Raw genomic sequence first — 25,977 nt, 5'->3', positions numbered from 1 at the left:
AATAATATTATTTAGGCACGGATTTCACGGATTAACACGGTTTCAATAAACTAAAGCCGTGTAATCCGTGAAATCCGTGCCTAAATAGAGAATGATATACTAGACTTCTTCGCCTTTCAACGTAGCCGAACTAGCCTCGGTCACCCGTACATTGACAAAATCACCGATACGATGCGTACCTCTGTCGAACACCACCACACGATTCTGCTCCGTCCGGCCAAACAACTGATCGCGCGAACGCTTGGAAACACCTTCTACCAATACTTCATACGTCTTTCCGATACAGCGCTGGTTGGACTCTGCGGACAGACGGTTCTGCAAAGCGATAATCTCATTCAGGCGACGGACTTTCACATCTTCGGGCACATTATCTTCGAGATGCTTCGAAGCATACGTCCCCGGACGTTCAGAATATTTAAACATAAAGGCGGCATCGTAGCCACATTCTTCCATCAAAGAAAGCGAGAGCTGATGATCTTCTTCCGTTTCGGAATGGAAGCCCGAGAAGATATCGGTTGTCAGGCCGCAATCGGGAACGATACGTTTGATAGCGGCTACCCGGTCCAGATACCACTCACGGGTATATTTGCGGTTCATCAGTTTCAAGATGCGGGAGCTGCCGCTCTGCACGGGGAGGTGGATATGCTTGCACACGTTCGGTACCCGGGCAATTACTTCCAGCGTTTCGTCGCTCATATCCTTCGGATGGGAAGTCGTGAAACGGACACGTACACCCGGAGCAGCTTCAGCTACGGTACGAAGCAACATCGGGAAGGTAACGATTTCACCGGTCGGCTTCTCAAACCGGTAAGAGTTTACGTTCTGTCCCAGCAGGGTAACTTCTTTGTAGCCCTTCACCACAAGATCCGCCACCTCATTCAGAATGCTCTCTACATCACGGCTGCGTTCGCGTCCGCGGGTATAAGGCACGATACAGTAGGTGCAGAAGTTATTGCAGCCGCGCATGATGGACACAAATCCGGAAATGTGATTGCCGCAGATACGCGAAGGAATCACATCACGGTAGGTCTCAGTCGTCGAAAGGTCTACATTGATCGCTTTCTCTCCGGCTTCTACCGCCGCAATCAGTTCGGGCAGCGTCAAGTAAGCATCGGGGCCCACCACCAGGTCGACATGATGATTCGTAATCAGGTCATCCTTCACCCGTTCGGCCATACAGCCCAACACACCTACAATCAGATTCTTCTTCTTTTTCTTCAGTGAGTGGAAAAACTCCAGACGGTTCAGAATCTTCTGCTCCGCATTGTCGCGGATCGAACAGGTATTCATAAACACAGCATCGGCTTCTTCGAGCGTTTCGGCTACCGAATAGCCTGCCATCTGCATTACCGAAGCAATCACCTCACTGTCTGCCACGTTCATCTGGCAGCCATAAGTTTCGATAAACAACTTCTTGTTGTCATCAGCAGTTGCGGATTTAAAGTCCGCTCCCGTTAATTCGTTCATATTCAAATCTCGTTTTAAATTTGTCCGCAAAGATACGGCTTCGAATTCAATAAGTGGTAAAATGGTACGAAAATAACGCAAAAACTTGTAGTTCAGGCATTATTTTGGTAATTAATGTTAATGGAATAAACATTTGAGGGGCATATCCTTGCTAAATTTAATTTTATTTTTCACATTTGTGCAATGAAAGAAACATTAGATTTTTTCATAGTTAAGGTTTAGGTTAAAAAAATTAAGGGGAGCTGTGAAGCTGCCCTTTTTTCATAACAAAATGTTAGCTCGAATCAGATTTATTGCCTACCTTTGGCGGATAACTATTTAGAAGTGAAACAGAATGGAAGATTTTTTGAAATTTCTCTTGATAGCAGGTGTCATCCTCGTGGGAATATTCAAAGAGGTGAGCAAAAATAACAAGTCGAAAAAGACTCAGAATAAACGCCCCGTCCCACCCACACCATCTCCGGTCGAAGTAGATCCCGATGCTACTCCCATACCCGAATTTTGGGGGAGAGGCAGCAAGGTTTTGGACGATTTCCTCCAATCACTTCCGGTGGAACAGCCCGCTCCCAAACCGGCTCCCAAACCGACACCCAAACCGACACCCAAGAAGAAAAAAGAAGAAATATCTGTAGCCGCATCCATAGCGAACAGTTCCGCACAAGATAAACGAAACACGAAGCAAGGTTCTCATTATGATCATCCCGAAACGGACAACAGCAACCAGGAAGATTTTTCAATCCATTCTGCAGAAGAAGCCCGACGCGCTATTATCTGGGGAGAAATCCTGCAACGCAAGTATTAAGTAATGAACTTTCCAGATTACCGGTAATGAGTTTTTAAGTATTTTGAACATTGAGTATTAACTAACAAATATCAACCGCATTTAACGCGAAATTATACTATTTATGTCATTCAATCGTATTTCGGCAGCAGAAGCTGCAAGCCTGATCAAACATGGCTACAACATCGGTCTGAGCGGATTTACTCCGGCAGGAACGGCAAAGGCTGTTACAGCTGAACTCGCAAAAATTGCAGAAGCAGAACATGCCAAGGGAAACCCATTTCAAGTAGGAATTTTCACAGGTGCATCTACCGGAGAATCTTGCGACGGCGTTATGTCACGTGCAAAAGCGATCCGCTACCGCGCTCCTTATACCACCAACTCCGACTTCCGTAAAGCCGTGAACAACGGGGAGATCGCCTACAACGACATTCACCTGTCACAAATGGCACAGGAAGTACGTTATGGCTTTATGGGCAAGGTAAACGTAGCAATCATCGAAGCCTGTGAGCTGACTCCGGACGGAAAGATTTATCTGACCGCTGCCGGTGGTATCTCTCCGACTATCTGCCGCCTTGCCGACCAGATCATCGTTGAATTGAACGCCGCACACAGCAAATCCTGCATGGGTCTGCATGACGTGTACGAACCGCTCGACCCGCCTTACCGCCGCGAAATTCCTATCTACAAACCGAGTGACCGCATCGGATTGCCTTATATCCAGGTAGACCCGAAGAAGATTGTAGGTGTAGTAGAAACCAACTGGCCGGACGAAGCACGTTCATTCGCTGCCGCCGATCCGTTGACTGACAAAATCGGCCAGAACGTTGCCGACTTCCTTGCTGCCGACATGAAGCGCGGCATCATCCCGTCTACCTTCCTTCCTTTGCAATCGGGAGTGGGAAACATTGCGAACGCTGTACTCGGTGCACTGGGACGTGACAAAACGATTCCTGCTTTCGAAATGTATACGGAGGTGATCCAGAACTCTGTGATCGGTCTGATCCGTGAAGGACGTATCAAGTTTGGCAGTGCTTGTTCGCTGACTGTAACTAATGACTGTCTGGAAGGTATCTACAATGATATGGACTTCTTCCGTGACAAGCTGGTTCTCCGTCCGTCGGAAATCTCAAACAATCCGGAAGTGGTACGCCGACTCGGCATTATCTCTATCAATACGGCAATCGAAGTCGATCTGTACGGAAACGTAAACTCTACTCATATCGGCGGTACAAAGATGATGAACGGTATCGGCGGCTCGGGAGACTTCACCCGCAACGCTTATATCTCAATCTTCACTTGTCCGTCTGTGGCTAAGGAAGGAAAAATCAGTGCTATCGTACCGATGGTGTCCCACCTCGACCACAGCGAACACTCTGTGAACATCATCATCACCGAGCAAGGTGTAGCCGATCTTCGTGGCAAAAGCCCGAAAGAACGCGCACAGGCTATCATCGAAAACTGTGCACACCCGGACTACAAACAGTTACTTTGGGATTATCTCAAACTGGCAGGCGGCAAAGCACAAACTCCGCACGCTATTCAGGCTGCACTTGGCATGCACGCCGAACTGGCCAAAAGTGGGGATATGAAGAATACGAATTGGGCTGAATATGCCAGATAAAGCATGAAACGTCTGTCATTCATACTTTCATTCGTCGTTTGTATTTGCGTTGCAAATACAAACGACGTTTTTGCACAAAAAAGGGAATTTCAGCAGTTCACAGGTAAGGTAATCAATCTGAAAGGAGAACCTGTGCGCAATGTCAGTATCTATATTCCGGGAGCTGACAGAAGCACCTCTTCCGATATAAATGGAGGCTTTTCTATTGAAGCCAAACATAAAGAGACGCTCCATTTCTCACATATAGGTATGAAAGATGTGCTGTTACAATTGAATAAAGATTTTCCATCGGAACTTTTTGTGCGAATGGAGCCGGACACTTTTCAAATTCATAATATATTTATTCGAAAAAAGCAAGTTATTAAGGTGAAGCCCGAAGATATGCCTGAGCAAACGCTCATTAATGTTATAATCAACAATCCCGACTTCCCGGGAGGATTAAGCGGGCTCGATGAATTTATCAAGAAAAACATACAATACCCGGAAGAAGCTTTTCAGGCAGGAGAAGAGGGACAAGTCACCGTAGAATTTACTATCGACGTAAACGGATATGTCAGCGATGCAAAAGTTACCAAAAGCGTATCTGCCAGCTTAGATAAAGAAGCATTACGCATCATCGAATCGATGCCACGATGGAAACCGGGTATGCAACTTGGGCGTCCTGTAGCAGTCTGTATGTCTGTTCCTATAAACTTTGTCATTGAGCAAGATTACCAAGTCACTGATTGAGCAAAAGCCGGCAAACAGAAACATGGACCTATAGAGCTCCTTTTACCTCTTAAGCCATCCCCCCTCCGGACCTAAATAATATCTACATCATCCCTCCAACAGGAAAACACTATTTGCACGGAACAGTTGCCAACAAATGAAACGGATAGTTGCCTTCGGCAACCGTCATTCCGTTTGCAGCATAACATTCACTATCCGGGTCCGGCAGATTTCGTTGTTGCTGTAAGAACTCGATAGAGATAAAAGCAGGTTCTGATTCCCGTTCTATTCGATCCGACTCGACACGCTCTCCCGGAAGTTTTGTATCCTTAGATCTTGGGACAGCTTGCGAAGCGACCAAAGATTGGGAAGGCACTTTTACCTCCCGATAAACGGTATCCACCCGCTCATGCACAATGATCACCGTATCTGTTACAGCAAGCCTGTCCGTAGCGGTCTCCCGACTATCCGGGGTATTGGAAACACCATAACCAATGATACACCCCAGCAAACAGGCAGCTACCAACCACCAGGGAGAAATCCCCGAACGTTTTCCATATTTATGCTTCTCCCCGAGAACGCCCCTGCCGAATGGCTTCTGCTTCACTTCCATCTTTTCGCCTTTCTGCCTTTCTTTAAGAGTCCGTGCAAAGACAGAATAAGGAACCGGAGGCTGGGCAGACTTTTCCTGCTCATACTGCTCTTTAGCAGAGCGAATCAACTGTTGCATCTCCTGCGATTCTTCCAATCTTTCTAAATCATCACTTTTCATATTCATCTATTTTTGGGGATTATAATCTGATAAAGAACGCTGCAATACTTTCAAAGTATAATATAAGCGAGATTTTACTGTACCTTCCGGACAACACAGGACTTGGGCAATCTCCTGTACCGGAAGTTCTTCCTCATAACGGAGCGTATATGCCGCCCGTTGTTCGTCTGTCAATCCTGCAAGCGCTTTCTTCAACTGCCGGTCGAAAACCTGCCGATCATGCACAGCCTCAAACTCAGGTGAAGAGCAACTATCTTCTTCATTCGTATACGACTGTTGCAAACGGTACTCGTCTACTATGTCACGGTGGCGGTACTCATTTTTGCAAAGATTATATGCCATCGAAAAAGCCCATGTAGAAAACTGCTTTCCATGCTGATAACTACCTCTGGCTTCATAAATCCGGAGAAACAACTCTTGCAGGAAATCGTCTGCCAATGCTCTGTCCGCCGACAGCATCCGTATAAAGAAACCTTTGAAGCGGGGAGCATAGCGACAATAAAGCTCTTCGAATGCTTTCTCGTTGTCTCTGAATACAAAGCGTTCCATCAGCTGTTCATCTGTTTCGTCGCGTTTGAAAGAACTGAATAATGTCATGGTTCCACTGGATCAATTAGTTGCTGGTATTCCTCTTTAATACTGTTAACAGTAACCGTAGTAGTTCCCTGTTTTATCATATTCTTTATACGATCAGCAACTGCCTTCATTAACTTATTAAACTCAGCTCTCTCCACACTCACAATCTCGTCCTCTTCTCTTCTATCTAAAATTCCCTGTAACAAGTGCCGCAACTTTATTGCTTGATTCTTATCGCCACTTGCATCGTAAAAGCGCAAAAGCGGAGAAAGAGATACGATGTAATTTTTTGAATAATTAATGCCGGAAAAATAGACCGAGGAATTTTGAACCAAAGGTTGCCGCAAACAGTCCAACAAATATTTCTGCTCATAATTCTTCCGAATCACAGCTAAGTTATCATAAGGTTTTGTAGAATATCGAAATACTAGTCCTTCCGAGTAAAGGCTGTCTTTCAGTTCTTTCAAATACGAAGTTGAGGTAAACTGCGGATAATATACCGGACGGTTTTTCTTAACAGTCAGATACCATGCGCCCGGATTATTTCTTCCTTTCCACTTAGGAGAAGTTTCCGAATCCCATGAACATGATTTAGATTTTCCACCTGCCATTGTTTTCCAATCAGGAAGTTCTTCCGAATCCATTCCTATCTCTCTCCAAAATTCACTTTCTGAAGAAGGATGATTAAAATCGTCCGCATCTACAATCTGAACATTCTTAAAAAGTCCTGCCCCATATTGAAGCAGATAATGATAACATAAAGTAGCATAAGCACCAGAAACAAATATTGCATTTTCCTGCAATCCGACAAGTTCATTATAACAGTAAGACAAAAGATCATGAGAATATAAACCGCTAGAGTACCACTCTTTACATATTTCCTTTATTTTATCTGTCTGACCTGCACGCTGACAACGTATAATATCATTCACATAATCGAGTTCACTTGTACGCTTCAAAGAAAAAAGCTTTTGCAGAAGAACCTCTTCCTTCTTTTTATCCTTTGCTTGATCCAGCAAACGCTGGTAACAAAATCGGGTATCGGGCACACACTTCTGCATTTTTCTGAAAGCTTTGTGGCGTTCTTTATCCAGCTTCTGCTTCTGTAGTGAATCCGTTTCTTCCCAATATTCGGCATCACATGCAGACAAATAGTTTTCCCATGCCCGCACATCTTTCTTATCCTTCATCACTTCTGCTTTCCAACCTTCTTTTTGAGCTTGATACCAGTCTTTTCCTAACGGGAAAGGCATTCTTTCGAGCAAACGAACTTCTAATAGCTCTGTCTCAACAGACTGAGCAAACAAAGCCTGCCCAAAACTTACCAACAGGAATAATATATAAATGAATTGTTTCACAATCTTTTTAATGGGGATAGTTTAGAAATTAATACTTTTCAGATAACGCTCACGCACTTCATCACTATAATAATCTGCTTTCTTAACGATAGATTCCAGCAAAGAATAAAGCTTATCATAATGAGTCACATCACCAGACTCCTTATAAAACTGAAGAAGAGATTTGAAAGCCGGTACATAATAGATGCTAAGCATTTTTACTCCTTTAAGATCAAGACAAACATCTGTCAGTGTCTCCGGATAAAACGTTTCATATAAGTAATCCAATAAATAGGTATTCTCGAAATTACGACGCATGACAGCCAGATTATCATAAGGTTTGGAAGAATATCTCATTAATAGCCCTTCACCATATAAATGGTCTTTCAATAAATTCTTCACAGCTTCGTTGGTTGAAACAGAGATATAAATGGGACGTTTGGTATATTTGGCAATATGTTCTATGCGTTTTTTCATTTCATTGGCAAATGTCATTGTTGGAGTTTTACTTTTATAAAACTCCGGATCAGCATCTTTGAATTCCGGTATGCCCAGTTCCTCTGTCAGCTCATTCATTGAGAACGGAGTAAGCATCAAAGCAGAGAAGATCACTTTCTTATCGTTAAACAATCCCTTTCCATATTGAAGCAGATAACTTGCAAACAACGTCCAATTAGCATCAGTAAATATTAACGCATCTTTTTCTGCAGAAATCAATTCATTATAGGTATAATTCAAAGACTGGAGAGGGTACGTACCTGATTGATACCATCGGATAGAAACATCCTTCAACCTATTCTTATTATGAAAGGACAGAGCCATATAAGTAGGATAATGCATAACAGCATCAGGCCACTTATCCATGATTTCATCGAAACTCATATCACTTTTACTAAAAGGCAAAATCATATTTTGTATCAAAGCATAAGTAGCAGTATTAGGTATGTATTTCTTCACTTTGACCATCATTTCATTGATTTCCTTTTCGATGCTATCGCCGGGAGTAAGCGATTTGAGTGTTTGGATCGTTCGTACATAGCGCATCCATGCTTTCTCATCTTTTGGATTTTCATCGGTGTGCTGTTTCCACTCGCGGGCCTGATTCTGAATCACAGAAATTTGAGACGCAATAGAGTCTGGCACCCAGACCGCTTTTTTTTGAGAATAAATCTGTTCGCCGTAAAAACACAGCATAATAAGTAACAGATATTTGATAGCTTTCATTGTTTACTCTTTTATTTAATTCAACATTGCTTAATTAGAACCGTTCTGACAAAGCATACACGCCAATAAAGCAAACGTTCAAATAAAAGAGCATTATTTTAAGCAGGTATTCACTTTTTCTATCAACAGCCTTTTTCATTTACCGGAATTAACGCCCGATAATGACCTCGCAAACCTTATCCTGAAAAGCCCTTGCCTTAGCTGCCGAAAGCACATTCTGATTCATAATAGCAAAAGCCACTTCATGTCCGTTCTTCATCTTCAGATATCCGGCAAGCGCGTTGATAGCAGTAAATGAGCCGGTCTTTGCATGGACATTTCTGAATGCGGAAGTATTCTTCATTCTGTTTTTCAACGTTCCATCTATCCCGGCAACAGGAAGAGACTTATACAGTTTCTGAAAAACATCTGTTTGCGAATAAGCATATTTCAAGAAATCGACCAACAGGGCGGGAGAGAGGTAATTATAATTAGACAGTCCGCAACCGTCCGCAATCTTATAGTCCTTCGGATCGTGTCCAAGTTTACGGATCAGCTTCATAATTTCGACAATACCATCTTCCGCCGTCACATGTTTCTTTCCGGTGGCTTGTGACGCAATACGGCAAAGCATCGCTTCCGCATTCAGATTATCACTTTCCTTCATCAACTGGTTCAGCACTTTCTGTACCGGAGTCTCCCAACGAGCCATTTGTTCAACTCCATCCGCCGGTAATTCAGTAAAACCATACGATTCGGGGACTACGATTCCTTTCGCACGGAGACGTTCCAGAAAGGCATGCATAAAGAAACTTCCTGAATCATAGACGTTTACCAGATCCTTCCTAAACGTAGAAACATTCCCTGTTACGGTCAGATTATTCCCGTTAGTCAGCCAATCTCTCGATAACGAATACTTTCCGGCAGAAGGAGTACGTGTCTTGGTCCGATTCGTCATTGTATAATAAGAAGATGCCGGCTTGCAGGATATACTCGCCGTATCTCCTTGCTGGGAACCGGGAACTACCGTCACCTCTACAGCACCCTTACAGAACATCAATGGAGATAAATAAGGCTGATAAGCCTCCGGAGTATCATCCCATGCCCATCCATGTCCCCAATAAAGAGAGTCTTTCATCGAAACATCACCATATACCTGTCCGCTGATGACCGAAAAAGGGAAGGTGATTACTTCTTCTATCAATGAATCCATCATCAGACTATCAAATTCCGGATCGAATCCGCCGACAACGTACAGGTTGCCCTGCAACGTGTCATGTTCTATCACGCCATCATACCATACTTCCGTACAGAAAGGATTGTCCGCGTCGGAACGGGAGAGCGCCGTAACAGCAGTCAGCAACTTCATGGTAGAAGCCGGACGGGAAAGTTTCGTATCATGATAGGTATAGAGGGATTTCTTTGCCGTCAGGTCATATACGGATATGCCGACTTCGGACGCTTCGGGAAGCATTTTCCGAACCAGAGAATCTATTTGGGAAAGATTTGCCTGTCCCCACAAGGGAAGAAGGCATACTGACAAAACAGCTAATAAAAGACTTTTCTTCATGCTAAACAATTTATGGCAATAAAGGTGGTCCTTTTCCATAACCACCCCTATATGCCCTGGCTTTTGCCGTCAGGAGCTATCAGCACATAATGAAGAATCCCCCCGTGCCTGATAACTTGCGGCAAAACCGATGCAACCATTATAACGCTTCCCTGAAAATCTCCCCTACCGTAGGATGAGGGAAAACGATCTTTTTCCATGCGGCAGCAGTCAGCCCAAGCTCGATAGCTGTTCCGGCAAGTGTGATAATCTCCGAAGCAGGATTACCCAGTACGTGTGCACCAATCACCCGTTCCTGTTCGTCCAGCAGTACCTTGCAAACCCCGTTCACTCCTTCATTCTCTGCAACGAAACGACCGGAATAAGCCATCGGAAGTTTCACTACCTGATAAGTAATGCCTTTTGATGAGGCCGATTCTTCCGTCTCACCGACTCCGGCAATTTCCGGATTTGTATAGACCACTCCCGGAATAGCGCGATAACTCATAGCGTCTTCTTTACCCAGAATAGTATGCACAGCCACTTCCGCTTCACGAACAGCTGTATGAGCCAGCAAAGAGAACCCTGTCAGATCACCGCAAACATAGACACCGGGCAATGAAGTCTGCATCTTCTCATTGACCCTGATAGCACCACGCCCGGTTTTATCCGGATTCAGATTTTCAAGTCCGAAACCTTTTGTCACGGGACGACGTCCGACGCTCATCAATAGTTTCTCTGCCGTAACACTACCATTTCCTTCCGAATTCTCATACGAAACCACCGCACCTTCTTCCGTCTGTGATAAAGCGACAACTTTAGTGCTGAGCAAAAACTTAACACCCCGCTTCGCATAATCGGCACGGAGCAGGCCGGACAGTTCTTTATCCATTCCCCCCAGAATCTCATCCATCATCTCTACCACCGTCACTTGCACACCCAGGCTATTAAAGAATGACGCAAATTCCATACCGATTACTCCACCACCGACAATAACCAGAGAAGCAGGCAGTTCCTTACTATCCAGCGCATCCCGATGTGTCCAGTAATTCACCGTTTCCACACCGGGAACAGGAGGGATAAAAGTTTCGGAACCCGTACACAGTATCAGATTTTCCGTTTCATAGGTTTCTTCACCGCAGCGAACAGTGTTCTTATCTATGATCTGTGCCTCTCCCGTCACCATCGTTACATTATTGGAAGTCAGCTTCGCTTTGACACCCAATACCAACTTGCGCACTACTTTGCTTTTACGGGCAATGATTTTAGGCAAATCGAAGGAAACTTCGGAAACATTCACCGCATATTTCGAGGCATGCCGCGCACTGTCATAAGTCTTGGCCGAATACAACAATGTTTTTGTCGGGATACATCCTTCATTCAGGCAGACACCGCCCAGACTGTTTTTCTCGATCAGCAATACGCTCAAACCGGCTTTACCGGCAGTTTCGGCAGCTGTATATCCTGCGGGACCGCCACCGATGATAATAACTTGGTATTTCATAGATATAGAATTTATTGTTCCATTTTCTTTTTAATCAACTCCACAAATTCATGTTCCTTGACAGGCATTACCGAGGCAAACTTCCCGTTTCCATACTCTATCAACACATAGTTCGTCACCGAAAACTTTCCGAACTTCATGGAATGATACTTCCTGATAGCGGTAATTTCGGCAATGGGGATTACTTTTTTACGGATAAACCGTCCCATAGATATCTCCAGATTGCCATCGGCAGACACGGTATAAACCGTATGAATAATCTGTTCGATCACTACAATAAGCAGAAGCATCAACAGCACTGCCGGCAAGATATATTTACACCACAAAGCGCCGACGGCATTTACAGTAAGCACCAGCAACAGAAAATAGTGGTACCAGGCAATGCGGGCATGAAAAATTCGATTCATTTTGTCAATTTTTTGCCTGCAAGGTAGCAATTTTATGAATTAGTGACAACGAAAAGAACAACGAAGTAACTTATTTTGTAGCTTTGCGGTGAGAAATAACAAAACTATGGTAAGAAAATTCGATTTCCTCGTTATCGGCTCCGGAATTGCCGGTATGAGTTTTGCGCTCAAAGTAGCGCACAAAGGTAAAGTTGCTCTTATCTGTAAAAGCGGGCTGGAAGAAGCCAATACGTACTTCGCCCAAGGAGGGGTGGCGTCTGTCACCAACCTTCTGGTAGATAATTTCGACAAACACATTGAAGACACGATGATTGCAGGAGACTGGATCAGTGACCGTGAAGCAGTAGAAAAAGTAGTGCGCGAAGCGCCTGCGCAAATTGAAGAACTTATCAAGTGGGGGGTAGACTTCGACAAAAACGAGAAAGGCGAATTTGACTTGCACCGCGAAGGAGGGCATTCCGAATTCCGCATTCTTCACCATAAAGATAATACGGGAGCAGAAATTCAGGACAGCCTGATCAAAGCCGTACAGCGGCATCCGAACATCGAAGTGATTGAGAACCAGTTTGCCGTTGAAATCCTGACACAGCATCACTTGGGAGTGACCGTTACCCGCCAGACACCGGACATCAAATGTTACGGTGCTTACATCCTCGACCCGAAAACCGGAAAAGTAGATACATACCTCGCCAAAGTGACTTTAATGGCCACCGGTGGAGTAGGGGCCGTTTATAAAACAACCACCAACCCGCTGGTCGCTACCGGAGACGGTATCGCCATGGTCTATCGCGCCAAAGGCACGGTAAAGGACATGGAGTTCGTACAATTTCACCCTACCGCCCTCTATCATCCGGGCGACCGCCCTTCTTTCCTGATTACGGAAGCAATGCGCGGCTACGGTGGTGTACTCCGTACAATGGACGGCAAAGAATTCATGCAGAAATATGATCCACGTCTTTCACTTGCCCCGCGTGATATCGTCGCCCGTGCCATCGACAACGAAATGAAAAACCGGGGAGACGACCACGTCTATCTGGACGTTACCCACAAAGACCCGGAAGAAACAAAGAAACATTTCCCCAATATCTACGAGAAATGCCTCAGCCTGGGTATCGACATCACCAAGGACTATATCCCGGTAGCTCCGGCTGCCCATTATCTTTGCGGCGGTATCCTCGTAGACCTGAACGGGCAATCTTCCATCGAACGCCTTTATGCCGTGGGAGAATGCTCTTGCACCGGACTTCACGGCGGCAACCGTCTGGCTTCCAACTCACTGATCGAAGCTGTCGTATATGCCGATGCCGCCGCCAAACATAGCCTGGAAGTGGTAGACCAGTATGCTTACAACGAAGCTATCCCCGAATGGAACGATGAGGGAACACGCTCACCGGAAGAAATGGTCCTGATCACACAAAGCATGAAAGAAGTCAACCAGATTATGAGTACCTACGTAGGTATTGTCCGCAGTGATCTTCGTCTGAAGCGTGCCTGGGACCGACTGGATATTATCTACGAAGAGACTGAAAGTTTGTTCAAACGCAGCGTAGCTTCCAGAGAGATCTGCGAATTGCGTAATATGGTCAATGTTGGCTATCTGATTATGCGCCAGGCAATGGAACGCAAAGAAAGCCGCGGATTACATTATACGATTGATTATCCACATGCAAAAAAGTAATCGTGAAAACACTAACTAAACTATTTATTCTTTTAATCATTATGGCAGGGATATCTTCCTGCTATCCTCCCAGTATTCCTTTGAAACAAGGAAAAGCGGAAAATAATGAAACTTACAAAATCAGTTATCTGTTCGAGCATGACGGAGTCAAAGTCTATCGCTTTACGGATAGGGGAAACGATGTATACTTTACGACAAAAGGCGATGTGACCAGCATCAAAAACGATTCTACGGCTGAAAGGACTGTAACGTTCCACAAAGAAGATACTGTCAGATAAAAGACAAGTTTCTAACCATAAAAAAAATGCCGCTTGCAGAATTTCCGCAAGTGGCATTTTTTTATCTAATAAACGCTTCTATTAATAGTTTTCTTTCTTCACTTCGAAATATGCTTGCGGATGCAGACATGCCGGGCAAACTTCAGGAGCTTCCTTACCGATTTCGATATAACCGCAGTTACGGCACTGCCATACTACTTCGCCTTCTTTAGCGAATACAGTCATATTTTCGATGTTGTTCACGAAAGCCAGATATCTTTCTTCATGACCTTTCTCAGCGATTGAGATATTACGATACATAGCAGCAATCATCGGGAAACCTTCCTGTTCTGCTACATCTGCGAAGTGAGGGTAATCCAGTGACCATTCTTCGTGTTCGCCGGCAGCGGCAGCGCGAAGATTTTCGAGTGTATTGCCGATCACACCAGCCGGATAGCTGGCAGTAATTTCAACCATGCCACCTTCCAGGAACTTGAACATACGTTTTGCGTGTTCCTTTTCCTGATCAGCTGTTTCTGTGAAGATTGCTGAAATTTGTTCGTAACCTTCCTTCTTTGCAACACTTGCAAAATAAGTGTAACGCATTCTTGCCTGTGATTCTCCCGCGAATGAAGTCAACAGATTTTTCTCTGTCTGGGTTCCTTTGATACTCTTAGTCATAATTCTATTATATTTTAAAATTGGTTATTACCAAACGTAACTTGTCGTACTACTTATAACGCAAATATAAGAGATTTGTTCGTAATAAGTCTCCTTTTCTTAATGAATAAAAACTATCAACTCATAGACAAAACCTATCAACAATCAAATAGCATGTTGCTAAACATACTTATCTCGATTATTTTATGTAATTTTGCAACCTCTACTTTACAAAATAGCAAAAGCACATGTAACAATTCACAGAAATGAAGTTATTTGAATTTAAACCCAAATTGGTTTCTTGTTTAAAGAATTATTCGAAAGAAACGTTTATGGCAGACCTGATGGCAGGTGTCATCGTCGGTATCGTGGCACTTCCGTTAGCTATTGCCTTCGGTATTGCTTCGGGAGTATCGCCCGAAAAAGGTATTATCACCGCTATCATTGCCGGATTCATCATCTCTCTGATGGGAGGAAGCAAGGTCCAGATCGGCGGACCGACAGGAGCTTTTATCGTTATCATCTACGGCATCATCCAGCAATATGGTGAAGCCGGACTGATTGTAGCTACACTTATGGCAGGTATCATCCTGATACTGTTAGGTGTATTCAAACTCGGAGCGGTCATCAAGTTTATTCCGTATCCCATCATTGTCGGTTTCACCAGTGGTATCGCCGTTACTATTTTCACTACGCAGATCGCCGATATCTTCGGATTGTCCTTCGGAGGTGAAAAGGTACCGGGGGATTTTATCGGGAAATGGATGATTTATTTCCACCATTTCGACACAATAAACTGGTGGAATACAATTGTCAGCATTGTCAGTATCATTATTATAGCGATTACTCCCCGGTTCTCCAAAAAAATTCCCGGTTCGCTGATCGCCATTGTAGTGGTGACACTTGCCGTTTATCTGATGAAGACCTATGGCGGAATCGACTGCATCCAGACTATCGGTGACCGGTTTACTATCAAGTCGGAGTTGCCCGATGCTGTAGTGCCTGCCCTCAACTGGGAAGCTATCAGAGAATTGTTTCCGGTAGCTATTACCATCGCTGTGCTGGGAGCTATCGAATCTTTGTTATCCGCCACCGTAGCGGACGGTGTGATCGGCGACCGCCACGACTCCAACACGGAACTTATCGCACAGGGAGCCGCCAACATCGTAGCTCCTTTGTTCGGAGGTATTCCCGCTACCGGAGCGATTGCCCGCACAATGACCAACATCAACAACGGAGGTAAAACTCCCATTGCCGGAATTATCCATGCAGTAGTACTGTTGCTGATTCTTCTGTTCCTGATGCCGCTGGCTCAATACATTCCGATGGCATGTCTGGCCGGAGTACTGGTGATTGTATCTTATAATATGAGCGGATGGAGAGTCTTCAAGGCATTACTGAAAAATCCAAAATCGGATGTTACCGTATTGCTGATCACTTTCTTCCTTACCGTTATCTTCGATTTGACAGTCGCCATCGAAATAGGATTGATCATTGCCTGTGTCCTCTTCATGAAACGTGTCATGGAGACTACAGAAATCTCCGTAATCACAGACGAAATCGACCCGAACAAGGAATCGGATATTGCCGTGAATGAAGAGAACATCATCATCCCCAAAGGGGTGGAAGTGTATGAAATCAACGGGCCTTATTTCTTCGGCATCGCCACAAAGTTTGAAGAAACCATGTCGCAACTGGGCGACCGCCCGGATGTGCGTATCATCCGTATGCGTAAAATACCGTTCATCGATTCTACCGGTATCCACAACCTGACTACGCTATGCGAAATGTCAAAGAGGGAAAAGACGACCGTCATCCTTTCCGGAGTCAATGAAAAGGTACACAAAGTACTGGAAAAATCAGGATTCTATGAATTGCTGGGAAAAGAGAACATTTGTCCGAATATCTATGTAGCACTGGACAGAGCCAAAGAAGTGATGCAGTAAAAAACGACAGATAATAAAATAAAGAAAGAGCCATTTTAAACCTGATGACCGGGTTAAATGGCTCTTTTTATTTGAGGGGGTGTCAAGTTATAAGCTGCACAATCAGGTTCGTTTATAAGACGGACCTTCTCTAATAATACATCCCGGAATGAGAATATACTAAAATTCTATTCCATAAAAATGTATTCGCCCGATTTATCCGCTAATGCAACCCGACACCCAGCTGTCTTTTTTGTATACCCATTACTTCATCAGACTTTTAAAAACAGACCACGTTTATACATCATTCTCAACAGGAAGAAAAGAATCAGATAATTAGCAAACGTGAGCCATACGGGATAATAATCTCCTATATATTGTTTCAGCCCGTAGCTAACCGAATCAGCCATACAACGGAAGTTTACCACTTCACCCAGCAGGTAAGCCGTGATAGAGTTCATGCCGTATATTTTCAGCCAGTTCAGCCCACGGCTGTGTCCTTTATAGTCAATCCAGTAATAAAACAGGGCCATCAGCAAAAAGCAATAACCACCGGACAGCAACGTCATGCTACCTGTCCACAAACGTTTGATGACGGGCATCTGCAAACTCCAGAGCATCGCCAGCCCTATCAGAAGCACTCCAACGACCGACAATACCTGTACCACCCTTTTACGGTCCGCCTTTCCTTCTTTCATTATTTTTCCGGCAAAGGCTCCGAGCATGACAGTCACTCCGAATGTCAGGCTGCTCCATATCCATGTGTAATTGTAATAGGGTGAAAAGCTCCAGGTTCCGTCTTCATTCCAATAGACGCCATCTCTGAAGCGACCCAATACCCATCTGTCTACCTGCTCCGCAAAGTTTCCCGCCGGTGTAAAGTCACCCAAAAATGTCATAGGAATCCAGTACACGAAAAGCAACAATAAGGTTATTCCTATCTGCCACTTGAACGAAAAATGCAACTGGATGACTGCCGCAATAAGATAGCCGACAGCAATAGACTGCAAAGTGTTTGAATAGAGATAAATATGCTTGCCATCCAGTCCCAGCAGATTTCCCTGAACAATCATCCCAAATACAAACAGCAGAAATACCCGTTTCAGAATCCTCCGGTAGACAGGCCGGTAACTGCCGGAAGTCCCGATGTACTTAGACAGTGAAAACGGCATCGAAGCTCCTGTCATAAACAGGAACAACGGCATCACAAGGTCCCAGAAACGAAACCCTTCCCACACTTCATGGTCAAACTGATAAAGGATATCATTGAGAAATGGCAGATTCAACTGTCGCACCAATGCTGCAAACACCGGCTGAAAAAAGACAAGAAGAAATAAATCAAAACCGCGAAGAATATCCAGAGAAGCAAGTCTGGATGTGTTATTCTCTGATTTTTTACTCATAGTATTAATATATTATTCAAATAGTATCCCAGGAAACATGAACTGTAACGCATCTTAATACAAATGTATTCAAAACTTCTTTCTCCGGCAAGCCTATGGGGAAGGAAATTGAACCAGTGGAAGAGAAGCAAGATTTGAATAAATCGACCAAAATCTGTCAGAGAATGACTAAATAGTATTATTCCATATTCAAATTAGATTGTAATTTTGTCCCATACCTAATGAAGTATTTATCAAATTCTAATTAATGAAACAATAGTATGAAAAAACATTTCCTGATTTTTACACTTTCTCTTTTATTCTTTTCACTTGCACAAGGCAAAGTGAGGCTTCCTGCCATGATGGGAGATCACATGGTACTCCAACAAAACAGTTCTGTCAAACTATGGGGATGGGCAGACGGTAAAAAAGTGACTGTCACTACTTCCTGGAACAACCGGACTTACAAGGTAACACCAGACAAGGACGGGGCCTGGCTGGTCAAGGTCGACACTCCTGCCGGAAGTTACACGCCTTATTCCATCACGATCAGTGACGGCACTCGCACCACTCTATCAGATATATTAATAGGGGAAGTATGGATATGCTCCGGTCAGTCCAATATGGAAATGACTATGAAAGGAAATATGGGGCAACCTATCGACCATTCGTTAGAAACCCTTCTGAATGCAGGCAACTATCGCGACCGTATCCGTTTTATCACCGTTCCCAGAACAAAAGGAGTGAAAGAACGGGCAGACTTCGAAGGAGCAAAATGGGAAGTTTCTTCGCCCGAAACAACGATGGATTGTAGTGCCGCGGGTTACTTCTTCGCCAAACAATTGACTGAAACGCTCCATCTCCCTGTAGGACTGGTCATCAATAGCTGGGGAGGTTCACGGATTGAGGCATGGATGACGGAAGAAACGCTGGCTTCTGTGGAAGGTGCAAACATAGAAGCTGCCAAAAATCCCAAACTGGATACGAACAGCCGGCTACAATGCCTGTATAATATTATGTTATTGCCCGTGAAAAACTATACAGCACGTGGTTTCCTTTGGTATCAAGGAGAATCGAATATATTCAACTATCAGCTCTACGCCCCGATGATGACAGCAATGGTTCAGCTCTGGAGAAATGTATGGGAAGCACCGGATATGCCTTTTTATTATGTCCAGATTGCCCCGCACAAATACGGAAACAGCCGGAACATAAATTCCGCCTTATTGCAGGAAGCACAAATGAAAGCATTGAAGACTATTCCCAACTCCGGAATGATTCCTACAATAGATGTCGGCGACGAGTTCTGCATTCATCCTCCTCAGAAAAACGTAGTAGGACTTCGATTGGCTAATCTCGCACTGACCAAAACATACGGTCTCCATAAATTACCATCTACCGGACCGATGATGACAAAGGTAGAATATTCCGGCAATAAAGCCATTGTTACACTTGACAATGCTCCCTACGGACTTGCACCGGGCAACTGTGAATTGGAAGGTTTTGAGATTGCAGGAGCCGATAAGAAGTTTTATCCGGCAAAAGCACGAATTGCAGGCCGCACAAGAAACGTAGAGGTATGGAGTGACCAAGTTACCCAACCGGTAGCCGTTCGATATGCTTTCCGCAATTATGTTGACCATATCACCTTACGTAATACGTTGGGTATAGCTGCTTTCCCATTCCGGACGGATACATGGGATGATGTAAAATAAGAACTCTCCGGAACGCCTCCAATAACCTGTGACATTTTTGTCTTTATCTTAAGTATTATACAGGGAAAAACAAAAATGTCACAGAGCTACTAATCAATTATTTATCCCTCAAAAGTCCTCTTTTTTAAGAGAAGTTCACAAAAAACTATAGGACGTTTTTATCTTTCTCTATGAGAAAACTGCACTTTTCCTGTAACAAACAAGATATCAGCACATTAATTACTTATTCCTGGATAGTATCTATTTTTACTTAAGCAATCATTCAGACAGACTTGTGCAACTGATTGATTACACTTCTGCAACACGACAGTTACACAAGTGCATCACATGAATAGATGAAGAAGAAATGACTAAATAGATAAGGAGAAATCATTAATTCATACGGAAGAAACAAGTAAATCGTCCTCATGATTTCGCTCAATGAACCATAAAGTTTTGCCCGCTATTGCAGTAAAATTGAAATGAGAATCAATTAATTGAATGACACCGACTATCATTTCTCTTTATTATTACACCCAAATTATAAAACAATATTATTTGCTTTACAAATATTTATTACTACTTTTGTCACATGCTTACTTTCGCTTGTAGAAAGAAAGCTTTTAAATTTTGTATTGAGAACGGTTATTTATTGCACTCACCATAGAATCCACTAATTTTATCCACGAGTGACAATGAGTGACGGGTCTCGCGCACAATTGTATATAAACTTTGTTATATACCAAATTGGGCGTGGGACTATCACTTATGTCGTGGAAGGGTCGTAGTGGATACCTATGGTGGCATAAGTAGATAGTTTCCACGTCCTCTTTTTTATAAATCACGCACCAACAGGAAACTGATGCGGCAACCTGACAAAACATGCAATCAGATTTCAAAAAGGACATTATTCGGTTAATGCAATCCACTAAACTCCTTCAGTCTCCACTCTCCGAATTATCGGAAGAAGAAAAAGGAATTGCTTATAACCTGTTGAACCGTTTGGTTGACGGAGCTGTCGATGAAAATTATACCATGCTGGACTATATGCAGATGGCACGTCTTTATTATAATCTTGGGGAACTAAGTAACAATTTATTTGGAGAACAAGACAACCCGCATTATAAAAAAGCTATTCAATATTTAGCCAAAGGAGGTATTGACCTGAGTATGAATAAATGGCTGGAACTAATCAGTTTGCGTGCAATTGAATAAAGATTATTATCCAAGAGAATAGATGATGCTCACTCCCCCAAGAAGAGATGTTCAATACATTTATTAATAAAAGAGACCATTCAATAATCCTAACCAGATTAAATATGTGGAGGTAGCAGACTGAAGGACTGCTTGTGAAAGTACTCCTTCCCGTCTGTCTCTCAAAGAGGATGCCCACAGTTTCCCCACAGGCATCCTCTTTTTATTTTATATATCAATGCTTTACATGAAGCACATTTTAAAATGAATGCATCCTCAGTCGCTTATCAACCAGCATTCCGTCTTTCAAAGTCAGTTCAAACTTCACTTTCCGTTTCGCTTTCAGTTTCAGTATGAACAAATCTTCCGAACCTTCGAGTGATTCCTGTTTTCCCATATTGACGAAAGTAGGATAGAGAGATTTCACGCCATTCGTATGCAATCGGTCGTAAGTCAGGTTCTCCATGGCTTTCATGTTCAACGGTTCCACACCTACAAATTCATAGTCATTCTGGTCGTAAGGCAGAGCAAAACTAAGGGCATTCACCGACTTCAGCTCATTGCCTTTCACACGGATTTCAACGATTTCGTCCTTTTGATACAGCTTCTTCGGAGTACTGATGGACAGAGAACCCGATACTTTCTCCGTAGCTTTCCTGTCGACACCACCGTCAAGTTGAGTGGCCACGACAGAAATGTCATAGGCATCTATCAAGTCATTCAGGTTGATGTCTCCCTTGCTGATGTATCCTTCGAAGTCCGAATCTCCGCGACGCAGGCCCGTGTAGTTCATATACGAAATCAGGTCGTTGCGGTCGATCTTGCCATCATTGTTGATGTCTCCTTGCAGATAACTTGCCGTTCCCGGTACTTTGAATACATACAGCTCACGACCGGAACCATAATTGCCTACACCTGCCGTAATGCTGAGTTTGATGTAACGTGCCGTAGGATGAGCGGTAAACTCAAAGACTTTCACGTCAGCATCCCGCTTCCAGTCGAATGCTCCGGCTTCCGTCCAGTGTTCCTTGTCCATGCTGTAAGATACGGAACCTTTCAGCAGTGTACCGTTTCCGGCATCCGTACGTGGCAGATAATGGAATTTATCCAGTTGGTTAACCGTTTTGAGGTCGATAATCAAATCGAACGGAACTGCACTTACATTATACTTCGTGTGCCAGTTATCTCCGGATTCTGCAAAGTCGAACAAGCGGTTCACACCGGCTCCGCCTTGTGCAGCTGCCGTTGATTCTCCTTCAATGCCCTGAATAGCAAATTCCAACGGGTTCGTCTTTGTCTTCACCTGGAGTTCCGCCCAGTCGGAAACGCCGTCTTTATTGACTGCACGGAGTTTGAAAGAATAGGGGGTATCCGCTTCCAGATCTTCAAACAGCAATTCCGTATCACGTATGGTAGTATAAAGCATTCCGTTAAACTCGATTTCGTAGAAATCAGCATTAGCCAGTTTGTCCCAAGTAGGTTTCAAGGTATATGCTTCTCTATTTTCTTCCGTTATACGGAAATTCTGCGGGGCAGTCAGCACCCCTGTCGATACACGATGGCGGTCAGCCGGTTCGAAGCGGAAACCTTCCATGTTCAGTACCACCTGATTGGCGGTCACATCGACAGACGCTAATTTAGCATGCACCAGCGGATTCTTTGTGATGACTACTTTTTCAAATTCGCTGCCTTTGGTTGCAAACTTATTCAAGTCAGGGGCAGCTTCATACCAGTACACATTCTCACCTTTACGATAATCTTCGGGGGTGTTTACTTCTGTCAGTTTTACCGTCTTGTTATTGATCCGGGCAGAAAGTTTCTTCGGTTTCTCTGTGACGTTGATACGCAGTTCCGTCCTTTTTTCTTTCACAAAGCCGTCAAAGTTTCCGGCAGTCGGGTGAATGGTAACGGTAAGGCGGTTCTTTTTATCTACGTTGGACTCGATGATAGTGGAAACTGACTGTTCGCGTTTGTAGGCTTCGGTCACACCATCGTCATCGTATTCCACGGTTGCCATGTGTCGGTTCGGGTAAAGTTCGTAGATACGGAGGGAGGGATCTATCTCGCTGACATTATTATTGGGATGAGTCATGGGAATAATCGCTCCGCTTTTTACAAATACAGGCAACTTCCAAATAGGTGTTTCAAAATTGTTGAGGATACAGTTGCCTTCGTATTTCTCACCGGTGAAATAATCAATCCATGTACCTTCGGGCAGATAGATGCCGTTACGGATATCATTGCCTTCCTTATCGGCTTTGGTTGCCTGATAGACAGGTGCTACGAGAAAATCCGTACCGTACATATACTGGTAACAGGTAGCCGTACCATAAGTATACGGATTCGGATAGTCCAGGAACATGGCACGGATCAGCGGCATTCCGTCTACCGCTTCCTTGGCAAAGCTATAAGCGTAAGGCATCAGTTCGGATTTCAGTTTCAGATACATGCGGTTAATGGATGTAGCCGGTTCGCCTAAAGCATGGGGGTACTTTTCGTTGGCTCCCCAGCCATCCATATTCAACTGCATAGGAGTAAATGTTTTCCATTGGAAATCACGTATATTGACTACTTCGTTTTTTCCACCGAAGATACCGTCCATATCCGAACAAATGTTCGGCTGGCCGGACAGACCGGAACCGATATAGGTCGGGATGTGGAAACGGATATATTCCCAGACACCGCCTGTCTGGTCGCCCGACCAGATTCCGGCATAGCGTTGCGTGCCTGCCCAGCCATCCAGAGAGATGATAAATGGACGGGCATCACTGCCATAATAAGGCATAATATGTCCTACGTCCGCCACTCCATTCAATCCGAAGGAATAACCGGCTCCTACCCATGCCACGTCAGTTTTCAGTACACGCACGCCGGCATCACGGACTTCTTTCACGATATCACGCTGCAACAAGGCACTTACACCTTCTTTCGGATGCAAGTCCGACTGTGTCCAGAGCCCTATTTCCACACCGTTTTTGCGGGCATAATCTCCGAGACTTTTCAGATTGGCAATATTGCCGTCCAGTGTTTCCGTCTGTCCGTATCCGGCTCCGTAACCGTCATTCGGAAGTAACCATCCGAGAGGCATATCCTGATTCTTGTAACGGTCGATCACAGCACGTGCCGAAAATTGGTAATTGTTCTTTTCGCCGTTCAGAGACTCTTTGATACCGCCATTATCTTTCTGGCTTTCCTTATAACGCTTTCCGTCTTCAAAGAGAATTCCTTTTTCGTCTTCCTTCCAGTAGTCACGATTGTAGGCGTTGAGATGTCCTTCGTAAAAACCGAATTTGGGCAACAGAACGGGGTTCCCCGTCAACTGATAGAAATCATTCAACAAGGAAACGGCTCCGTCGTTGACCATATAAAAAATATCAAGGTAAGAAGAATTGTGAGATAGTTTCACTTTGTTTTTTTCTGTTGCTCCAAAGTCGTACCCGCCTTTTTTGAAAGTGTACCACATCATTCCGTAGCCATTGGTGGACCAGTAGAAAGGAGTAGGAGAGGCCACTCCGCCATCTGTCCAGCTATTCTGGTTTTCGATGGCAATGACTTTGCCTTTATGAGAGAAGCGTCCGTTTTGCACACCACCTCCATAGAAGTATTCTTCGGGATTCTCTTTCAATGTCACGGTCACTTCTTTAGGACCGAATGCTACCGGAGCGACTTCTTCGATGACGCATTTATTTGTCAACAGATTAAAGACTTTCATCAGTCCGGTCTGCTTATTCAATTCAATCCGTACTCTGGCGGTAGTCAGGGTGATATCTCCTCCTTTCTCTTCCACCGTCAGTCCGGAAACTTTGCGCCGGGGCTGGTCGACAAGTATCTGTGCTTCCGGCTTTGCCTCGGGATCACGAATGACACCGCCGGAATTGTCCTGAAAGACACGGAAAATATTTTCTCCGTAAAAGTCGATAGTCATCCGTTGCCGGTTTGAGAACAATACATCAACCGTCGTCGGATTTATTTTCTCCGCACGGAGAATGCCCGATGTCTGTTCCTGCCGGACGGCTGCCGAAGAAACGTCACTCTGATCCGAAGTTACGGATGCTTGTATAGATAAAAAGGAAAACAAAGATAAAAATAGTAAAACGGCAATATGCCTGAAATGTCGCAAATAGAAGGGGGTTTCTTTTTTCATGATTCTATTTATTAAGTATTAGACATTAAGATTGTTAATATCAGATTATAAAATATTACTCGTTCGGTGATAAATACACTTTATCTTCCAGTTACCCTAAAACGGGAGCTGTTTTATTATTATTTATTCACAAATCCCATCAGGATAAGTGGAGGGCAATAGCATGGCACTTTATTCGGGTAACAAGGTGACAGGCATTCAGGAAATACCTGCCAAGATAAAAGACTAAATTCGTGTGTTTCATAATATTAGTTGTTAGGCGTGTTAAAAAATGATTCTCAGGTTAAATTGTCAATAGGATGCCGTTGCCGGAATTCCCGTTTCTTTTATCAGATCCACAATCCGGTCCAGCTCTTCGTGAGTGGCTTTCTGCAGATCATGGTCGGGAGTTTCCCGGTCAATCGTATAGATCATTACTTGCCTCGGGGCAATCTCTTTGACTGCTTCCAGCCAAGGAAGTACAAACTCATCGGATGTGTTATTCATATCTTTTCCCAGATAACTTCCTTTCAGAAACATGGTCTGAATAATACAGTTGCCCTTGAATTCTTTCATCTTTTCGATAATCTTCCTTACGGAATATTTTCCATTGGGACGATCGAGGAGATGAATATATTCTTCGTTTACCGTATCCAGTTTCAGGATATTGTTATCTATCTTGTTCAGTGCATCGAATACGGCAGGGCGGTCGATAAATGTGGAATTACTCAATACACTTACTTTTGCTTTCGGAAAATAATGATCCCGAAGTGCCAGTGTATCTTCTATGATTTCCGGAAAATGAGGGTGAGCAGTCGGTTCACCGTTTCCGGCAAATGTCAGAACATCGGGAGCAGGACCGTTCTGCTGCATATCTTTCAGCTTTTCTTCGAGAGCGGTACGTACTTCTTCACGAGCAGGCAGATGTTTTTTCGGACGATGGTCGGCATTGAAGCCACATTCACAATAAATGCAGTCGAACGAGCAAACTTTACCATCTTCCGGCAATAAGTTGATTCCCAAAGATACGCCCAAACGGCGGGAATGAACAGGGCCGAAAATGGGGGAAGGAAAAATAATAGTCATTTTATTTACGATTTGACGATTTAGTATTAACAATTAAATGTACACTATTC

The 25,977-nt window shown here is 44.0% G+C and carries 20 protein-coding genes; 8 read left to right on the top strand and 12 right to left on the bottom strand.

Annotation, left to right across the window (positions count from 1 at the left end; all coding sequences use genetic code 11):
• Nucleotides 1-99: 99 nt before the first annotated feature.
• Complete coding sequence (miaB, locus tag K6V30_RS04575) at nucleotides 100-1,467, bottom strand: tRNA (N6-isopentenyl adenosine(37)-C2)-methylthiotransferase MiaB (protein ID WP_055269305.1); 1,368 nt, start codon at nucleotides 1,465-1,467, stop codon at nucleotides 100-102.
• Nucleotides 1,468-1,801: 334 nt separating this feature from the next.
• On the opposite strand from miaB, the gene K6V30_RS04570 reads away from it, so the two are divergent.
• The 3 genes from K6V30_RS04570 (at nucleotide 1,802) to K6V30_RS04560 (ending at nucleotide 4,601) form a co-directional block, all read left to right on the top strand.
• Nucleotides 1,802-2,269, top strand: a complete 468-nt coding sequence (locus K6V30_RS04570) for a hypothetical protein (protein ID WP_055269304.1) — start codon at nucleotides 1,802-1,804, stop codon at nucleotides 2,267-2,269.
• A gap of 103 nt (nucleotides 2,270-2,372) precedes the next feature.
• Complete coding sequence (locus K6V30_RS04565) at nucleotides 2,373-3,872, top strand: butyryl-CoA:acetate CoA transferase (RefSeq protein WP_010535942.1); 1,500 nt, start codon at nucleotides 2,373-2,375, stop codon at nucleotides 3,870-3,872.
• Between the two features lie 3 nt (nucleotides 3,873-3,875).
• Nucleotides 3,876-4,601: an energy transducer TonB gene (locus K6V30_RS04560; RefSeq protein WP_055269303.1), complete on the top strand. Its 726-nt coding sequence runs from the start codon at nucleotides 3,876-3,878 to the stop codon at nucleotides 4,599-4,601.
• 109 nt (nucleotides 4,602-4,710) lie between these two features.
• Here the strand turns inward: K6V30_RS04560 and K6V30_RS04555 are convergent, their stop codons facing one another.
• The 7 genes from K6V30_RS04555 to K6V30_RS04525 all read right to left on the bottom strand — a co-directional run bounded on the left by K6V30_RS04555 (nucleotide 4,711) and on the right by K6V30_RS04525 (nucleotide 11,928).
• Nucleotides 4,711-5,358 (bottom strand): hypothetical protein, encoded by a 648-nt coding sequence (locus K6V30_RS04555; protein ID WP_081030803.1) that lies wholly within the window; start codon nucleotides 5,356-5,358, stop codon nucleotides 4,711-4,713.
• Nucleotides 5,359-5,949 (bottom strand): RNA polymerase sigma factor, encoded by a 591-nt coding sequence (locus K6V30_RS04550; RefSeq protein WP_055269302.1) that lies wholly within the window; start codon nucleotides 5,947-5,949, stop codon nucleotides 5,359-5,361. It lies immediately after the preceding gene.
• Nucleotides 5,946-7,286: a hypothetical protein gene (locus tag K6V30_RS04545; protein WP_055269301.1), complete on the bottom strand. Its 1,341-nt coding sequence runs from the start codon at nucleotides 7,284-7,286 to the stop codon at nucleotides 5,946-5,948. The genes K6V30_RS04550 and K6V30_RS04545 overlap by 4 nt, the downstream gene beginning before the upstream one ends.
• A 21-nt stretch (nucleotides 7,287-7,307) precedes the next feature.
• Nucleotides 7,308-8,489: a hypothetical protein gene (locus tag K6V30_RS04540; protein ID WP_010535937.1), complete on the bottom strand. Its 1,182-nt coding sequence runs from the start codon at nucleotides 8,487-8,489 to the stop codon at nucleotides 7,308-7,310.
• 148 nt (nucleotides 8,490-8,637) lie between these two features.
• Nucleotides 8,638-10,038, bottom strand: coding sequence for a D-alanyl-D-alanine carboxypeptidase/D-alanyl-D-alanine endopeptidase (gene dacB, locus K6V30_RS04535; protein ID WP_022301305.1), 1,401 nt, complete (start codon nucleotides 10,036-10,038; stop codon nucleotides 8,638-8,640).
• Between the two features lie 139 nt (nucleotides 10,039-10,177).
• The gene (gene lpdA / locus K6V30_RS04530) at nucleotides 10,178-11,521 is read right to left on the bottom strand and encodes a dihydrolipoyl dehydrogenase (protein WP_010535935.1); all 1,344 of its coding nucleotides are present in this window, start codon (nucleotides 11,519-11,521) and stop codon (nucleotides 10,178-10,180) included.
• A gap of 11 nt (nucleotides 11,522-11,532) precedes the next feature.
• Nucleotides 11,533-11,928 carry a PH domain-containing protein gene (locus K6V30_RS04525; protein WP_010535934.1) on the bottom strand — a complete coding sequence of 132 codons (396 nt, stop codon included), beginning with the start codon at nucleotides 11,926-11,928 and terminating at the stop codon, nucleotides 11,533-11,535.
• Nucleotides 11,929-12,034: 106 nt separating this feature from the next.
• Between K6V30_RS04525 and nadB the strand changes: the two genes are divergently transcribed.
• Entirely contained in the window at nucleotides 12,035-13,606 is a 1,572-nt protein-coding gene (gene nadB / locus K6V30_RS04520) for an L-aspartate oxidase (RefSeq protein ID WP_010535933.1), read from the top strand.
• Between the two features lie 2 nt (nucleotides 13,607-13,608).
• Complete coding sequence (locus tag K6V30_RS04515) at nucleotides 13,609-13,884, top strand: DUF4884 domain-containing protein (RefSeq protein ID WP_029425154.1); 276 nt, start codon at nucleotides 13,609-13,611, stop codon at nucleotides 13,882-13,884.
• Between the two features lie 81 nt (nucleotides 13,885-13,965).
• Here K6V30_RS04515 and rbr read toward each other — a convergent pair whose 3' ends face one another.
• Complete coding sequence (gene rbr / locus K6V30_RS04510; RefSeq protein ID WP_010535931.1) at nucleotides 13,966-14,544, bottom strand: rubrerythrin; 579 nt, start codon at nucleotides 14,542-14,544, stop codon at nucleotides 13,966-13,968.
• 245 nt (nucleotides 14,545-14,789) lie between these two features.
• Between rbr and K6V30_RS04505 the strand changes: the two genes are divergently transcribed.
• Entirely contained in the window at nucleotides 14,790-16,469 is a 1,680-nt protein-coding gene (locus tag K6V30_RS04505; RefSeq protein ID WP_010535930.1) for a SulP family inorganic anion transporter, read from the top strand.
• Between the two features lie 251 nt (nucleotides 16,470-16,720).
• Here the strand turns inward: K6V30_RS04505 and K6V30_RS04500 are convergent, their stop codons facing one another.
• Nucleotides 16,721-17,851: an acyltransferase family protein gene (locus tag K6V30_RS04500; protein WP_055269300.1), complete on the bottom strand. Its 1,131-nt coding sequence runs from the start codon at nucleotides 17,849-17,851 to the stop codon at nucleotides 16,721-16,723.
• Nucleotides 17,852-18,111: 260 nt separating this feature from the next.
• Here K6V30_RS04500 and K6V30_RS04495 point away from each other — a divergent pair, with 260 nt between their 5' ends.
• Both K6V30_RS04495 and K6V30_RS04490 read left to right on the top strand, forming a co-directional pair.
• Nucleotides 18,112-19,545, top strand: coding sequence for a sialate O-acetylesterase (locus K6V30_RS04495; protein ID WP_055269299.1), 1,434 nt, complete (start codon nucleotides 18,112-18,114; stop codon nucleotides 19,543-19,545).
• 861 nt (nucleotides 19,546-20,406) lie between these two features.
• Nucleotides 20,407-20,739 carry a hypothetical protein gene (locus K6V30_RS04490; protein ID WP_029425153.1) on the top strand — a complete coding sequence of 111 codons (333 nt, stop codon included), beginning with the start codon at nucleotides 20,407-20,409 and terminating at the stop codon, nucleotides 20,737-20,739.
• 238 nt (nucleotides 20,740-20,977) lie between these two features.
• Here the strand turns inward: K6V30_RS04490 and K6V30_RS04485 are convergent, their stop codons facing one another.
• A complete protein-coding gene (locus K6V30_RS04485; RefSeq protein ID WP_055269298.1) occupies nucleotides 20,978-24,862 on the bottom strand; it encodes a TIM-barrel domain-containing protein in 3,885 nt (1,294 codons plus the stop codon).
• A gap of 291 nt (nucleotides 24,863-25,153) precedes the next feature.
• A complete protein-coding gene (locus tag K6V30_RS04480; protein WP_010535925.1) occupies nucleotides 25,154-25,927 on the bottom strand; it encodes a radical SAM protein in 774 nt (257 codons plus the stop codon).
• Between the last annotated feature and the right edge of the window lie 50 nt (nucleotides 25,928-25,977).

The sequence above is a fragment of the Bacteroides faecis genome, assembly GCF_020091505.1.
GTDB lineage: Bacteria > Bacteroidota > Bacteroidia > Bacteroidales > Bacteroidaceae > Bacteroides > Bacteroides faecis.
The sequence above is the reverse complement of the archived record's forward strand: the minus strand, read 5'-3'. Positions and strand labels throughout refer to the sequence as shown.